Below are 13,838 nucleotides of genomic sequence, written 5' to 3'. Positions count from 1 at the left end.
TTCTTTATCGCTGCGATGCGTGGCGTTTAGATCGCTTTATCGCCCTTAACCTTGATTGGCGAGCAGATCGGCCAGTTCATCGGCGTGTTCTTCCTCGACGGCCAGGATCTCTTCCATCATGCGACGCGTGGTCGGATCCTTGTCGCCCAGGTACTGGACGATCTCGCGATAGCTGTCGATCGCAATCCGCTCGGCCACGAGGTTCTCGCGGATCATGCTGGCGAGGTCGTCGCCCTCGGAGTACTCCGAATGGCTGCGCGTCAGCAGGCCGTCCGGCGACAGGTTGGGTTCGCCGCCCAGTTGGACGATGCGCTCGGAAATCTGGTCCGCGTGGCCTTGCTCCTCGTTGGAATGCTGGAGGAATTCGTCAGCAACGCTCTTCGAGTTCGGGCCCTTGGCCATGAAATAGTGGCGGCGATAGCGCAGCACGCAGACGATTTCCGTGGCGAGTGCGGTATTGAGCAACTCGATCACGGTGCTGCGGTCGCCGTCGTAGCCCTCGGTGACGGCGCCGTCTTCGATCTTCTTGCGGGCACGTTCGCGGAGAGTCTTGATGTCGGTGAGGAAGGGTTGGGATTGCATTGTGATGGACTCCTTTGCCAACCGTGAGCGGGGACTTGTGTGGGCACTTTATGTGGGGATTTGGTGCGTATCTATCTTAGAGTTCCGCGCACGCCGCGCGGCGTCAGCCCGTGCCCCATTCTGCTATCGGGTTCGGTCCTACAACCCGCTCGCCGGGGCTAGGCCGGCAGCAGCCGCGCGCGCAGGAAATCCACAAAAGCAGTGACTTTGGGCGATGCCACGCGGCGGCGCGGGAACACCGCGTGGAAGTCCTGCGCCGGCCCGGTCCACGCCGGCAGCACGCGGCGCAGCCGGCGCGCGGTCACGTCCGGGGCGAGGCTGCGGTCCATCGCCAGCGAGAGTCCTTCGCCGGCACACAGCGCGTCGTGCAGCAGCGCGGGGTCGCTCGCCACGATCACCGGATCGATCGGAAAATCCCGCGCACGGCCGGCGGCCTGCCGCAGGGGCCACGCATAGCCGCGCTCGCGCCGCGCCTGATGAAGCGCCAGCGTGGCGTGGTCGAGCAGGGCGGCGGGATGGTCTGGCACACCGTGCCGCTTCAGGTAGGCGGGGCTGGCATAGACGCCGGTCGGGAAACTGCCGAGCCGGCGTGCGATGAGGTCGGAATCGGGCAGCACGCCGAGGCGCAGCGCCACGTCGATCTCTTCGGCAACGAGGTCGAGCGGCACGTGCGAGGCAAGGATCTCCAGACGCACTTCGGGATAGGCCGCACGGAAGGCGGCCAGCAGTGGGGCGATCCACGTCGTGCCGAACGAGTACGGCAGCGTCACACGGAGCCAGCCGCGCGGGCCGTGCTGCAACTGCTCGACGGCGGCCTGGGCGTCGTCGAGGTGGCGGGCCAGGAGCTGGCTGTGCTCGAAGTAGGCCGCGCCGGCGTCCGTCAACGCCAGCCGGCGTGTGGTGCGGAGGAGCAGTTGCGTGCCGAGCTGGGCCTCCAGCGCCATCACGCGCCGGCTGACCGTGGTCTTGGGCATCTGCAACGCGCGCGCCGCCGCCGTGAAACTGCCCGATTGCACCACGCGCACGAAGATCAGCGTGTCGTTAAGGTCTGCCGCCATCGTTCTGGTCCCTGCTAAGGCCCGCTTTTAGGAGAAATGCGATTGTCCCATCAATGGGCCAATGCTGCCCGGATCCGGGGACTAATCACGACGCCACTCGCTCCGTAAGATCGCCCCATCGAATCCAACAAGGCAGGAAGGCGATCATGAAATTGAGCGAGTACGTGACCTATGACGCGGTCGGGCTGGGCCAACTGGTGGCGCGCGGTGAGGTGAGTGCGGGGGAACTGGCGGAAGTGGCCCGCCGTGCGATTGCCGCCGTGAATCCGAGGATTGGCGCGGTGGTGGAGGACTGGCCGGCCGATGCAGCCGGGTCTTCGGCGGCACCCGGCAGTGGGCCGCTGGCCGGCGTGCCGTTCCTCGTCAAAGATCTCGCGCTGTCGATGGCGGGCAAGCGGCTGGAGCTGGGCTCGCGGCTGGCGGCGGGCCTCGTGGCGCCATCGGACTCGTTCCTGATGCAGCGGCTGCGCGCCGCCGGGCTGGTAACAATTGGCCGAACGGCTACGCCGGAGATGGCGTTCAGCACCGCGACCGAGTCCCTTCAGCAGGGCGCCACGCGCAACCCCTGGCAGCCGGCGTTGAGCGCGGGCGGTTCCAGCGGCGGGGCCGGTGCCGCCGTGGCGGCCGGGATAGTGCCGCTGGCGCATGCGACTGATGCCGCTGGGTCGATCCGCGTGCCGGCGGCGTTCAACGGCCTGTTCGGGCTCAAATCCACGCGTGGCCGGGTCTCGAACGGTCCCGGTCTGGACGAAGTCTTCGCCGGGCTCGGCGTGCAGGGCGGGCTGAGCCGCACGGTGCGCGACAGCGCCGCGCTGCTCGACGCCATGCACGGCACCGCCGCCGGCGAGCCGTATCACACGCCCGCGCCGTCCCGACCCTTTCTCGACGAAGTGGGGCGGGAACCGGGCCGGCTGCGCATCGGCGTGATGGTGCCGCCGTTCAGCGGGGCTGGCGTGGCCCCGGTCATGGCGCAGGCGGTGGCGGGCGTGGCCGCGCAGTTGGCAGGGCTGGGCCACCATGTCGATGACGTCACGCTGCCGCTGGGCGCATCGTGGGAGGCGGTCGTCCTGGCGAATGCGCGCATCTGGTGTGCCACGCTGGTCGGCTGGATCGATGGCGTGGCAGCGGCCACCGGGCGCCCCATCGACGCCACCACGCTGGAGCCGCAAACACTGGCGGCGTACCGCTACGGCCAGCGCGTCACCGGCCCCGCCTTCGCGGCAGCGCTCGACGTGCGCAACGCGGTGACGCGGGCCACGGCGACCTGGTTCGATGACATCGACGTCCTGCTGACGCCAACGATGCCGGCCCTGCCTGAGCCGGTGGGCACCTATGCCGCCGGCGCGGCAACCATGGATGGACTGGACTGGACCGACCGCGTGTTCCGGCACTCGCCCTACACGCCGGCGTTCAACGTGGCGGGGCTGCCGGCGATGTCCGTGCCGCTATGCGTGGACGCGGCGAGCGGGCTGCCGATCGGCATGCAGTTCGGGGCGGCGTTCGCGGAGGAGGGGATGCTGTTCCGGCTGGCGGGGCAACTGGAACGGGAGATGGGCTGGGCGGGGCGCCGGCCAGCCGTCTGGGCTGGCGCGGCGCAGGCTTGATCGGCGATCAATACCCGTAACGGTTGTAACCGGGGTTGTAACCCTGGTTGTAGCCCTGGTCATAGCCCTGCTGGTACTCGACCTGCCCGTAACCCGCCGGTGCGGCCGGCGCGCACGGCACGTAGGCGCGCTGGTAGTTGCTGTAGCAGTAGCCCGGTGGCACCTGCGGGGCGGCGTAGGCCACCGGCTGCGGCGGCGCGTAGACCGGCGCCGGTGCAGCCACCACGGGCTGGCTGAAGACCGCCGCGCCGATGGCCAGCGCCGCGATGGCGCCCACCGCCAGCGCAGCCGCGGCGCCGTCCGACCCGCCGCCACCGTGATGGCGGCCGCGGGCCGACGCCGGCCCGGCGGCCAGCATGGCGGCGCAGAGAACGGCAATACCGGTGTAACGAATCGATTGGCGCATGTCGGGCTCCTTGTCGGCCGATGATCGGCCTTGCTCGATGGAAGCCATCATGCCCTGCGACGCATTACAGTGGGTTACGCGATGGTGAGCAGATGTTACGGCTGCAACATATGGCGCCGTGCCCGGAAGCGACCCCGCTTACTCGCTGGCTTCGGCCAGGAACCAGGCGCGGCGCTGGGCCTCGTCGATCCAGTTCTCGAGCAGGCTCGCCGTGGCCACGTCGCCGTGGTCGTCGCAGACGGCGTGGGCGTCGAGCATGATCGCGGCCAGTTGCAGATTGTCGGCGCGCAGTTCCGCCAGCATGTCGCGCGGGGCCACGCGGTCGGCATCGTTGTCACGCAGGCGCTGCTGGCGGGTGACATCGCCGATGGAGCGCAGCGTGGTGGCGCCGAGCTTGCGCACCCGCTCGGCAATGTCGTCGGTGATGGCGAAGATCTGCGCCGACTGCTCGTCGAGCATCAGGTGATAGTCGCGGAAGTGCGGGCCGGACATGTGCCAGTGAAAGTTCTTGGTCTTCAGGTAGAGCGCGAAGACATCGGCAAGCAGCGGGTTGAGGTGCGCCGCGATGGCGGCGACGCCCTTGGCGTCCGGGACGGACGTGGCGACGGTGGTGGCGGTGACGAGGGAGGGTGCGGGCATGGTGGCTCCTGGTTGTCAGGGGGTTCGGCCCGCCATGATCGGGCCACGCCCCGCGCCGGCGTTGCCGCCGGCCCCCGGAATTGTCGATAACGCACGTTGGCGCGCCGGGCCGGGGGCGGCCGGGCAGGCTGCCCGCCGAGCCGGACCAGACTATACATACATATAGTTCCGCCGCAGGGATGGGCCTCGTATCATGCCAGCACGCATCCCGGCAAGTCGGTCCGGGCCCGCTGCGTGTTTCAGTCCGGTCGAGGTAGTCGCTTTGCACAACAAACAATTATTGGCCATCGTTGACGACGACGACTCCGTGCGAGTCGCCACGTCGCGCCTGGTTCGCTCCCTGGGCTGGGAAGTCATCCTTTTCGACACCGCCACGGCGTTCCTGAACTCCGGCTGTGCCGCCGAGGTGGATTGCGTGATCTCCGATGTCCAGATGCCCGGCATCACTGGCATCGAGATGCATCGCCGGCTGACAGAAGCCGGCGTGCACGTGCCCGTGATCTTCATTACCGCGTTTTCCGTGGAAGCCACGCGCAGGCAGGCGATGAAGAACGGTGCACTTTCCTTCCTCAATAAGCCGGTGGACGGCGCCGCACTGCAGGCGTGCCTGGATCGGATCGGCAAGGCGGCGCCGAGCGCATAAGTGCCGTGCCCTGCGGTGCGTCACTTTTGCCACCCGCTATGTATAATTCCTGCGCACACATCCCGCGGGATCGATGGCACGTCCGTGCCCGATCGCACCACGACTGTGCAAGCGACCGCCCCGCAAGACTGCCGACGGCCAGCGGTAGTTGAAACCGCCGAAGTCCCCCCCGAGGAGCCACCCCGAGCATGTCCGAGCCAACCGCCGTGCACAGGCCGAAATCCGAGAATCCGCGCGCGCTGCTGACCCTGGCGGCCCTGCTGACGCTGGGGATTTTCCTGATCGATGTCCTGACGCCGCTGACGATTGCCGTCGCCGTGCTCTACGTGGTGGTCGTGCTGCTGGTGGCTGCCACCGGCTCGCAGCAGGCCACGCTGTATTCGGCCATCGGCTGCGCCGCGCTCACCATCTTCGCCTTCCTGTTCCAGCGCACGGTCACCGAGGACGCCGGCCCGCTGGCGCGCTGCGTGTTCAGCCTGCTGGCGCTGGCCAGCACCTCGCTGCTGGCCATGCGCAACCTCGCCAAGACCGCCCAGCTCCACGAGGAAATGCAGATCCGCGCCACGGCCGAGGCTGCGCTCGCACGCAGTGAAGCCTTCCTGGCCGAAGCGCAGCAACTGAGCCAGACCGGCAGCATCGCCATGCGCGTGCCCGGCGACACGATGACGTGGTCCGACGAGGCCTACCGGATCCTGGGCTACGACCGCACGGTGACGCCGGGTCCGGACCTGGTCCTGGCGCGCGCCTATCCTGAAGACCTGCCGCTGGTGATATCCGTGCGCGACCAGATGCGGCAGGGCGTGCACCTGATCGACGTGCGGCATCGGCTGCGCATGCCGGATGGCACGGTCAAGCACGTGCACCTGGTGTCGCGCCTGCGCGAGTCGGCGTCGGACTATACCGAGTACGTAGGCGCGCTGATGGACATCACCGCCGCCGTCCAGACTCAGCAGGCCTTGCAGCGCACCTCCACCGAACTCGCGCACGTGATGCGCATGACCACGCTGGGCGAGCTGGCGGCGTCCATCGCCCATGAGGTGACGCAGCCGATCGCGGCCATCGTCACCTGTGGGGACTCCGCGCTACGCTGGCTGAACCGGCCGCAGCCGGACGTCGCCGAGGCCACCCAGTCCATCGACCAGATGATCCGCGACGCGCGGCGCTCCAGCGACATCATCCGGCAGATCCGCTCGATGGCGCAGAAGCGCGATCCGGTCTACGCCGAGACCGCGCTGGACAGCCTGGTGCGCGAGTCGATCGAACTGATGCGCCGGGAGCTGCAGGATCACCATGTGGAGTCGGCGATCGACCTGGCGCTGCCGGACGCGATGATCTGCGGCGACCGCGTGCAGCTTCAGCAGGTGCTGATCAATTTGCTCCTGAACGCCGTGCAGGCGATGGAGGGCACCGGCCGCCCCCGCAAGCTTTGGGTCAACACCGCGCTGGCCGAGTCGCGCCAGGCGCAAATCACCGTGCGGGACGCCGGCAAGGGCATCGCACCGGAAGAGGCCGGGCGGCTGTTCAGCGCGTTCTTCACCACCAAGGCCGAGGGGATGGGCATGGGCCTGTCGATCTGCCGCTCCATCGTCGAGGCGCACGGCGGCCGCATCTGGGCCGACTCGCCACCCGAGGGCGGCGCGGCCTTCCACATCATGCTGCCGCTGCATCTCGCCGATGCACCGGACGGCGAATGCGCGGCCCTACGGCAGACCGCGGAAGCAGGGAGCGAACATGGGCAATGAGTCGGGCGCGGTCAACGAGGCGGCGAGTGGCGTGGTCTATGTGGTCGATGACGACGAGTCGATGCGGATTGCCGTGGCGATGCTGCTGCGCTCCGTCGGGCATCAGGTGCAGACGTTCGCCTCCGCGCAGGAATTCCTGGCGTGCGAGCGGACCGACGCGCCGAGCTGCCTGATCCTCGATGTCCGGCTCAAGGGCCAGAGCGGCCTCGCCGTGCAGGAGCAGATCGGCGCGGACCAGGTCAGCATTCCCATTGTCTTCATGACCGCCCATGGCGACATTGCCATGTCGGTCAAGGCGATGAAGGCGGGTGCGACGGACTTCCTCGCCAAGCCGTTCCGGGACCAGGACATGCTGGACGCCGTGAACAGCGCCCTGGCGCGCGACGCCCAGCGGCGCGTGGCCGATCAGTCGAGCGCGGACTTGCGCCAGCGCTTTGCCACGCTGACCCAGCGTGAGCGGGAAGTGATGGCACAGGTGGTGCGCGGGCTGATGAACAAGCAGATCGCGTCGAACCTGGGCCTGAGCGAGATCACGGTAAAGATCCACCGTGGCCAGGCCATGAAGAAGATGGGCTCGCGTTCGCTGGCCGACTTCGTGCTGAAGGCCGAAGCGCTCGGCATGACGCCGGCGGCTTCGCAGTAAGCCATCAGCGATCGCGTCAGACCGGCGCCCACGTCGAGATCAGGGCCGCCATGCCGCAGCAGGCGGTGCAGACACCAAGCCAGTAGCAGATCATCTTGCGTTCGCGTCGCGTGACGGCGACGGGGTAAGACACGTGCTGGGCGGACATGGTCGGGGTGTGGATGTGCATGATGGGCTCCGGGTGGGCAGGCCGGAGCATCGGCGTGCCGGATGCCTGTCGCGATGGCCCGCTGTCGGGGCATCGCAAGAGGCGGTCGCTGGGTGCGTGGGCCTGGACTCAGGCGTCCGACTTCTCGGGCGATGCCGAGACGCCGGTCAGGTCGCGCCCGGCCAGTTGCAGCGTGGCGGAGGCATTCGCGGGCTGGTCGAAGCGTGCGCCCTGGGTGTACGGGTCGCGCGGGGAATCGACACGGGCACCATCGGTGTAGGGGTCACGCGGCGAGCTGACGCGGGCACCATCGGTGTACGGGTCACGCGGCGAGCTGACGCTGGCGTGGGCCACGGAGGCGAGGCCGCCGAGGCTGCCCAGCACGAGCAGGGCGGTTGCGGAAACGATGCGTTGGGTGCGTGTGGTCATGGGAATCTCTCCATCAGTGAGGGTGCAGCTTTGGGTTTCCTGGCGGCTGCCGCGCATTGCTGGCTGCCTGGAATCAAGCTTAGAGACTCACGCCCCGAAAATCATTTGTACATCCGTCGCCGCCGATAGCGCATTCGTTGCGGGACCTCATCCTTAGGTTTAACTCGCCGCAACCCCGGCCACGACGGCCTGCGTGAGCAGGACGTCGGCGAGGATCATCGCGTCGGCATTGCGCGCACGCGGACGCTGCGGGCGGGGCTTGTAGATGGCATCGCCGGGCTCGATCTGGCGTCCACTCATCGCGCAGAAGCCCGCCACGCGCGCGAAGGCCGTGCCCCATTGCTGCTCGCCGTAGCGGCAGTGGGTGGCATCGTTCCACGACAGCACAGCGGTGTGCGAATCGGGCATGTCGATGATGCGGATCAGCACGCCGGCCAGATCCTGGCGACCGCAGCGCTGGTAGGACACGGGGCTGCCGGCCGGTTGGTCGGACTGCGCAAACAGCAGCCCGAGTGCCTGCTGCCAGGGGTCGGGGCGGTTGCGCGTGGGCGCAACCTGGTCTGTCACGAGGTTGTCTGCAAGCATGATGGGGCTCCGGGTTGAGGGCGACGGCTGCTCAGGCAGCCTTGCGCTCCAGGCTGCGTTTTACGCGCCAGTTGTAGGGGGTCTCGCCCACAAAGCGCTTGAACACGGTGGTGAAGTGAGATTGCGAGCGGAAGCCGCAATGCATGGCGACGTCGAGAATCGACTGGCCGCTGGCGCTCAGCAGCGACTGCGCATGTTCCACGCGCCGCCGCAGCAGGTATTCGTGCGGCCGCAGGCCGGTGGCGCGGCGGAACTGCGCCGCGAAGTGCATGCGGGTAAGGCCGGTGCTCTGCGCGATATCGGCCAGACCAATCGCTTCGGACAAATGCGCGTCGATGTAGTCCGTGGCACGGCGCAGGCGCCACGGCGGCAGCGGCGCCAGGCTGCCGCCCGGGGCCTCCGTCGCACCGGCCTGGAAATGCCGCGCCACGAGGCGCGAGACGATGGCCAGGCTCACGCTCTCGACGAAGATGCGGCTCGCGCCGGCGTCTTGCACCTGGGTCATCGCCAGGGCCTGGCCGAGCCGTTCGAGCGCCGGATCCTGCAGCAGCTTGGGCGAGTCGAGCACGATGTCGCCGGCATGGGGGCGATCGAACAGGTCGGCGTGGCATTCGGCCAGCACCGCCTGCGTGGCGTAGAGGTGGAGCACGTCGGCGGGCGCCTGGAAGGTGGCGCGCACCGGTACGCCCGGCGCGGTCACCTGCACGGCCCCGGCGGTGACCCGCCCATCCACCAGCGGCCGGCCCGCATGCACGAACGCCAGCGTGGTGCAGCGCAGGTTCATGGCGATGCAGTGGTGGGCGTCGGCGCCGGGATGGGAAACCTGGAACGGTTCGCTGGGCTCGAGCGTCCAGCGCGAGACCGGGATCTGGGCGCCCGTGTCGTGGGAAGGTGCGCGCCACTGCTGCTCGGCGCCGATGAGTCCTGGTGGCGCGGGTAGGCGGGCGGTACTGACCGGGAAGAGCGAAGCGTGATGCATGACGGCCCCTTTGAACTGAACGTTGAAGCGGTTCTGGGCCGCTAGACCCAGCATGGCTTCAAGGTATATCAGGCAAAGAAGGCCGAATAGCCCTACAAACGGTTGCGCACGGTGTCAAATGGTTTGCGCAACTCATACCTTGGTTTAGTCGGCGGGGGGCCGGCCACCAAGGGAAATGGGCTTCCGAAGAAGCAAAACGGGCTTCCGAGGAAGCCCGTCGCCCGCTAGATATTACGCGGTCTCATAAGGATATGCGTTCAGGCGCTGACGGGCGCGCCGCCCGCCGCCGATTCCTTGGCGAACAGGCGCTTGGACGTCGCCACATGACCGGCCAGCACCGGCCGCAGCACCACGATGGCCAGGAAGGCCGCCGTCAGGTCCATGCCGGCCACGGTGTAGAGCACCGTGGACCACGTGCCGGTGGCCTCCATCATCAGGTTGCCGATCGGCACGAACAGCGCGCCAATCCCCTTCGCCGTGTAGAGCACGCCGTAGATCTTGCCGATGTGCTTGGTGCCGAAGGCGTCGCCGGCCAGTGCCGAGAACAGCGAGTAGACCTCGCCCCAGGCCAGGAACACCACGGCGGACAGGATCAGGAACGCGTACGGGTTGCTGCCGAAGTACCCCAGCGCGATGATCCCGATGCCCTCCAGCGTGAAGGCGATCACCATCGTCTTCTCCCGGCCGATATGGTCCGAGATCCAGCCGAACATTGGCCGCGAGATGCCGTTCATGATGCGGTCCAGCATCAGCGCCAGCGGCAGGGCCGCCATCACGAAGAAGTGGAGATCGACCTTGAAGTCCTTGACGCCGAGGTCCTTGGCGATGACGCCAAGCTGGGCCACGGCCATCATGCCCCCCGTCACGACCAGGATGAACATGATGAACATCAGCCAGAACAGCCTGGTGCTCATGGCCTCCTTGAGCGTGTAGTCACGCGTGGCCTGGGCCAGTTTGTTCGACGCCCGGGTTTCCTGGCTACGCGGCGAACGCAGGAACCACGCGGCAACAAACGCGATGGAGCCTTGCAGCACGCCGAAGAAGAAGAACGTGTCCTGGAAGCCGGACGTCTCGATCATCGCCGCGATCGGCAGGATCGTGGCCGCCGAGCCCGCGCCGTAGCCGCCGGCGGTCAGGCCAACCGCCAGCCCGCGCCGGTCCGGGAACCATTTCAGGGCATTGTTGATACAGGTGGCATAGATCGACCCGACGCCAATCCCGCCCACCGCCGCGCCGAAGTAGAAGCCCGCCAGCGTGGTGGCCTGCGAGTTGATGATCCAGGCCGCGCCGATGAACAGTGCGCCGAACGCCACCATCAGGCGCGGGCCGAACTTGTCGATGAAGTAGCCCTCGATCGGCGCGAGCCAGGTCTGGACCAGCACGAACAACGTGAACGCCACCTGGATCTGCGCGCGCGGCCAGCCGTAGGTCTGCTGGATTTCCGGCACGAACAGCGTCCAGGCGTACTGGATGTTGGCCGTGGCGACCATACAGACGACGCCGAAGGCCAGCTGGATCCAGCGGGTCCGTTCCGATGCCTGCTGGTTCGGGGTGAGTGCGGCGGAGGATGGACTAGTCATGGCGCGCTCCCTGGGTGGTTTGTTGTGGCATGTTTTGTCTCCTGTTTCCTGGATGCGATGTGCGCTCGCGAAAAGGAATAAATCGTATGCCGGCCCATTTATCGATTGGGCGGTCAAATACAAAGTATGTGATATACCAGCGCAGCGCAAGATAAAGACGCAGCAGGGTTTTCACCAAATACAGTGATTATCGGAATCAATGCGGCTGGCTCAGATGAGGGACGAATCAATAATGGCAAAAAAAAATGCCCGCAGGCGTCCCGGCGGGCGGAGGCACGTTGCGTGACACCAGTCCGCAGCATGTAGTCGCAGTTATACGCACAAAATAAAGGGCGCGTACGTGGTTTTCCGCCAAATGACAAAAATGTAATGGAGATAATCCAGGCAGGGCGATGGATTAAATCGCAAATTGACGCGATGCGGAAAAATGAAAATACGTGGGAATAAGCGACGGGACGTCGCGCGGGAATAAATGCGGCCAGTCCGATTGATGGATTATCAGCGGGGATGAATCAGATTAACTCATGAATCCGCGCGGCAACGCGCGGCGGGGGCGAGGGAAACCTCAACCCCAGTGCCGCACCCGCCCGGTATCCACGTGCACGAAGTTGTCGCGCGTGTAGAGGCCCACGCCGCCGCCGCCCAGGGACACCGCCGCGTCGCGCAGGTCCGCCAGCGGCACGCCGGGCAGGCGGATGTCGATGGCCATGCCATCCATGTGCAGGCTGCGCCGGGCCACGCCACCGCCCCGGGTCTTGCGCAGGCGCTCATTGGTGACCGGGCTGCGGTAGCCGGAAATCACCTCGTACGCCTGCTCGGCGCCCAGCACGCCGCGCAGGTCGGAGAGCAGCCCGAACAGCTTCGGGTCGATGTTGCCCACGTCGCCCGAGTAGTGGTCGCGCAGGAAGCGGTTCAGCGCCTGCTGGGCGTCCGGCAGCACCTGATCGCCCATCGCGTAGACCAGCGAGATCTGCTCGCCGGTATGCGTATGCGAGAACGACAGCGCCCGCGCGCCCGGCACGCTGGCCAGCGCCAGACGCGGTACCGACAGCGCTGACAGACCCGCAGCTAGGGCCACACCGCCGGACTGGCGGAGGAAACGGCGACGGGCTGGCGTGTTGTTGGAATGCGTCATGGCGAAGGGGGCGAAGGGGGCGATCCGCAAAACCGGGAGGTCAGGAAGGACGCGCGGCGCTCGCGGCAGCATCGGTCGTGGGGCTTTGCCGCCGCACGGCACGCTGCTGTAGCGCCTGATCGAGCACTTTGTCCTGCCCGTAAATGTCAGCGAGGAAGTATACCCGGCCATCGGCCCGCGCAATCGCCGTGCCGTAGGCCAGCACCACTGGCAACGGCGCCTGCAGTGACACCGTGTTCGAGCTGCCCTTGGTCATGGCCTGACGGATGCGCGCCTCGGTCCAGTCCGGCTTGTCCTGCAGGACGAACTCGGCGAGTTCGACCGGCGCCTCCACCCGGATGCAGCCATGGCTGAAGTCGCGCCGGTCGCGCTGGAATAGCTGCGGCGAGGGCGTGTGATGGAGGTAGATGTTCTGGTTGTTCGGAAACACGAACTTGATGTCGCCCAGCGCGTTCAGCGGCCCAGGCCGCTGGCGGATGCGCATCTTGCCGGCCAGCACCGCGCTCAGGTTGGCCTCGTTCAGCGTCGGCACGGCCGTCGTGCCGGACACGAACTCGAAGCCCTGCCGCGTGAAATAGCCCGGATCGCGCCGGAAGTGCGGCACCAGTTCGGCCCGCGCGATGGAGGGCGGCACGTTCCAGTAGGGGCTGAACTCGATGTAGCGCATGTCCTCCTCGAACAGCGGCGTGCGCGTGTCCAGCGCCTTGCCGACGATGACCTTCATCTCCAGCCGGATGTCGAGCTTGCCGTCGCGATAGTCATAGGCGCGCAGCACGAATTCCGGCACGTTGACCACGATCATGCGCGGGCTGTCGGCCAGCGGGGTCCAGCGCAGCCGCTCCATGGTCAGCGCGATCTGCCTGACGCGTGCCGACGGGGGCGTATTCAGCTGGGCCAGCGTGCCCTTGCCGATCACCCCATCGGCGGTCATCCCATGACGAGACTGGAAGGTCTTCACGGCCTCCACCAGCGCGCCCTTGTAGCCGTCCGGTGCGGGCGTGCCTGCCGGCAGGTCGCCCAGCGCCGCCAGCCGTTGGGCCAGTTGGGGCAGGGCGCTGTAGGGCTGCCCCGGCGTCAGCTTGCCGCCGGGCGGCGCGGGCAGCGGTGCATTCCACAGCGGCTCGGCGGCCAGCGCGCGATAGCGGGCCAGCGCCGTGCGCAGCGTGCCATAGAGCGGGAACGCCGGCGGCGCTTCGCGAATCGCATCGGGCAGCCGGTTGGCGGCCAAGGCGGCGCGCAGGGTGGCGTCCGGGTCGAACGGCTTTTCCTTCGAGACATCGAAGCCCGCATGCACCTTGCGCGGATCGACGCGCCCCCGGTGCAGATCGGACAGATAGTGTTGCATCGACTGGGTCAACGCCCCGTCGATACGCTCCACGGCTTCCGGCGCCAGCGCGGGTCCGGCAGCGGCCTGCGTGACCATGCGGCCCAGCGACTCGGCATCGTAGTCCTGGGCCTCGAGCCCATCGGCGCCCGCATCGCTCAGTGCCGTCACGGCCTGCCGCGCGGCCTGCGTTGGCTTGCCATCGACAAACCAGAGCGGCTCCGCCCACGCACTGGCCGCGCCGCAGAGCAGCCACGCCACGCAGGTCGCGGCAAGGCGGTAGCGGGCACGGGAGGGGGAAGGGGCGGGCGGGATCGGCGGCGTTACGGCAAATGTCATCG

General features: G+C 67.5%; 15 protein-coding genes. 4 read left to right on the top strand and 11 right to left on the bottom strand.

All coding sequences use genetic code 11. From position 1 onward, the window contains the following. Window positions 1-45 precede the first annotated feature (45 nt). Window positions 46-582: a ferritin-like domain-containing protein gene (locus BM115_RS17400; RefSeq protein WP_177219954.1), complete on the bottom strand. Its 537-nt coding sequence runs from the start codon at window positions 580-582 to the stop codon at window positions 46-48. A 158-nt stretch (window positions 583-740) separates the two neighbouring features. Further along, window positions 741-1,640, bottom strand: coding sequence for a LysR family transcriptional regulator (locus BM115_RS17395; protein ID WP_092296552.1), 900 nt, complete (start codon window positions 1,638-1,640; stop codon window positions 741-743). A gap of 146 nt (window positions 1,641-1,786) precedes the next feature. Between BM115_RS17395 and BM115_RS17390 the strand changes: the two genes are divergently transcribed. Continuing rightward, window positions 1,787-3,244 carry an amidase gene (locus BM115_RS17390; protein ID WP_092296549.1) on the top strand — a complete coding sequence of 486 codons (1,458 nt, stop codon included), beginning with the start codon at window positions 1,787-1,789 and terminating at the stop codon, window positions 3,242-3,244. A 7-nt stretch (window positions 3,245-3,251) separates the two neighbouring features. Here the strand turns inward: BM115_RS17390 and BM115_RS17385 are convergent, their stop codons facing one another. Beyond that, window positions 3,252-3,650, bottom strand: coding sequence for a mechanosensitive ion channel protein MscS (locus BM115_RS17385; RefSeq protein ID WP_092296849.1), 399 nt, complete (start codon window positions 3,648-3,650; stop codon window positions 3,252-3,254). A gap of 138 nt (window positions 3,651-3,788) precedes the next feature. After that, a complete protein-coding gene (locus BM115_RS17380; RefSeq protein WP_092296546.1) occupies window positions 3,789-4,289 on the bottom strand; it encodes a Dps family protein in 501 nt (166 codons plus the stop codon). Between the two features lie 193 nt (window positions 4,290-4,482). Between BM115_RS17380 and BM115_RS17375 the strand changes: the two genes are divergently transcribed. The 3 genes from BM115_RS17375 (at window position 4,483) to BM115_RS17365 (ending at window position 7,317) form a co-directional block, all read left to right on the top strand. Then, complete coding sequence (locus BM115_RS17375) at window positions 4,483-4,932, top strand: response regulator transcription factor (RefSeq protein WP_369823483.1); 450 nt, start codon at window positions 4,483-4,485, stop codon at window positions 4,930-4,932. 188 nt (window positions 4,933-5,120) lie between these two features. Then, window positions 5,121-6,674, top strand: coding sequence for a sensor histidine kinase (locus BM115_RS17370; RefSeq protein WP_092296540.1), 1,554 nt, complete (start codon window positions 5,121-5,123; stop codon window positions 6,672-6,674). After that, the gene (locus BM115_RS17365) at window positions 6,664-7,317 is read left to right on the top strand and encodes a response regulator transcription factor (protein WP_092296537.1); all 654 of its coding nucleotides are present in this window, start codon (window positions 6,664-6,666) and stop codon (window positions 7,315-7,317) included. Before BM115_RS17370 ends, BM115_RS17365 begins: the two co-directional genes overlap by 11 nt. Before the next feature lie 16 nt (window positions 7,318-7,333). Here BM115_RS17365 and BM115_RS27320 read toward each other — a convergent pair whose 3' ends face one another. The 7 genes from BM115_RS27320 to BM115_RS17330 all read right to left on the bottom strand — a co-directional run bounded on the left by BM115_RS27320 (window position 7,334) and on the right by BM115_RS17330 (window position 13,836). Beyond that, entirely contained in the window at window positions 7,334-7,486 is a 153-nt protein-coding gene (locus BM115_RS27320; protein WP_177219953.1) for a hypothetical protein, read from the bottom strand. Window positions 7,487-7,594: 108 nt separating this feature from the next. Further along, the gene (locus tag BM115_RS17355; RefSeq protein WP_092296531.1) at window positions 7,595-7,894 is read right to left on the bottom strand and encodes a hypothetical protein; all 300 of its coding nucleotides are present in this window, start codon (window positions 7,892-7,894) and stop codon (window positions 7,595-7,597) included. Window positions 7,895-8,053: 159 nt separating this feature from the next. Continuing rightward, window positions 8,054-8,479 (bottom strand): DUF3331 domain-containing protein, encoded by a 426-nt coding sequence (locus BM115_RS17350; protein WP_092296528.1) that lies wholly within the window; start codon window positions 8,477-8,479, stop codon window positions 8,054-8,056. A 31-nt stretch (window positions 8,480-8,510) separates the two neighbouring features. After that, window positions 8,511-9,458, bottom strand: coding sequence for a helix-turn-helix transcriptional regulator (locus BM115_RS17345; RefSeq protein ID WP_092296846.1), 948 nt, complete (start codon window positions 9,456-9,458; stop codon window positions 8,511-8,513). Between the two features lie 257 nt (window positions 9,459-9,715). Continuing rightward, a complete protein-coding gene (oxlT, locus tag BM115_RS17340; RefSeq protein WP_092296525.1) occupies window positions 9,716-11,038 on the bottom strand; it encodes an oxalate/formate MFS antiporter in 1,323 nt (440 codons plus the stop codon). A gap of 565 nt (window positions 11,039-11,603) precedes the next feature. Then, window positions 11,604-12,173: a YcbK family protein gene (locus tag BM115_RS17335; protein ID WP_092296522.1), complete on the bottom strand. Its 570-nt coding sequence runs from the start codon at window positions 12,171-12,173 to the stop codon at window positions 11,604-11,606. A 40-nt stretch (window positions 12,174-12,213) separates the two neighbouring features. Then, the gene (locus BM115_RS17330; RefSeq protein ID WP_255370881.1) at window positions 12,214-13,836 is read right to left on the bottom strand and encodes a L,D-transpeptidase family protein; all 1,623 of its coding nucleotides are present in this window, start codon (window positions 13,834-13,836) and stop codon (window positions 12,214-12,216) included. Window positions 13,837-13,838: the final 2 nt, after the last annotated feature.

Source organism: Cupriavidus sp. OV096, assembly GCF_900115455.1.
GTDB lineage: Bacteria > Pseudomonadota > Gammaproteobacteria > Burkholderiales > Burkholderiaceae > Cupriavidus.
The sequence above is the reverse complement of the archived record's forward strand: the minus strand, read 5'-3'. Positions and strand labels throughout refer to the sequence as shown.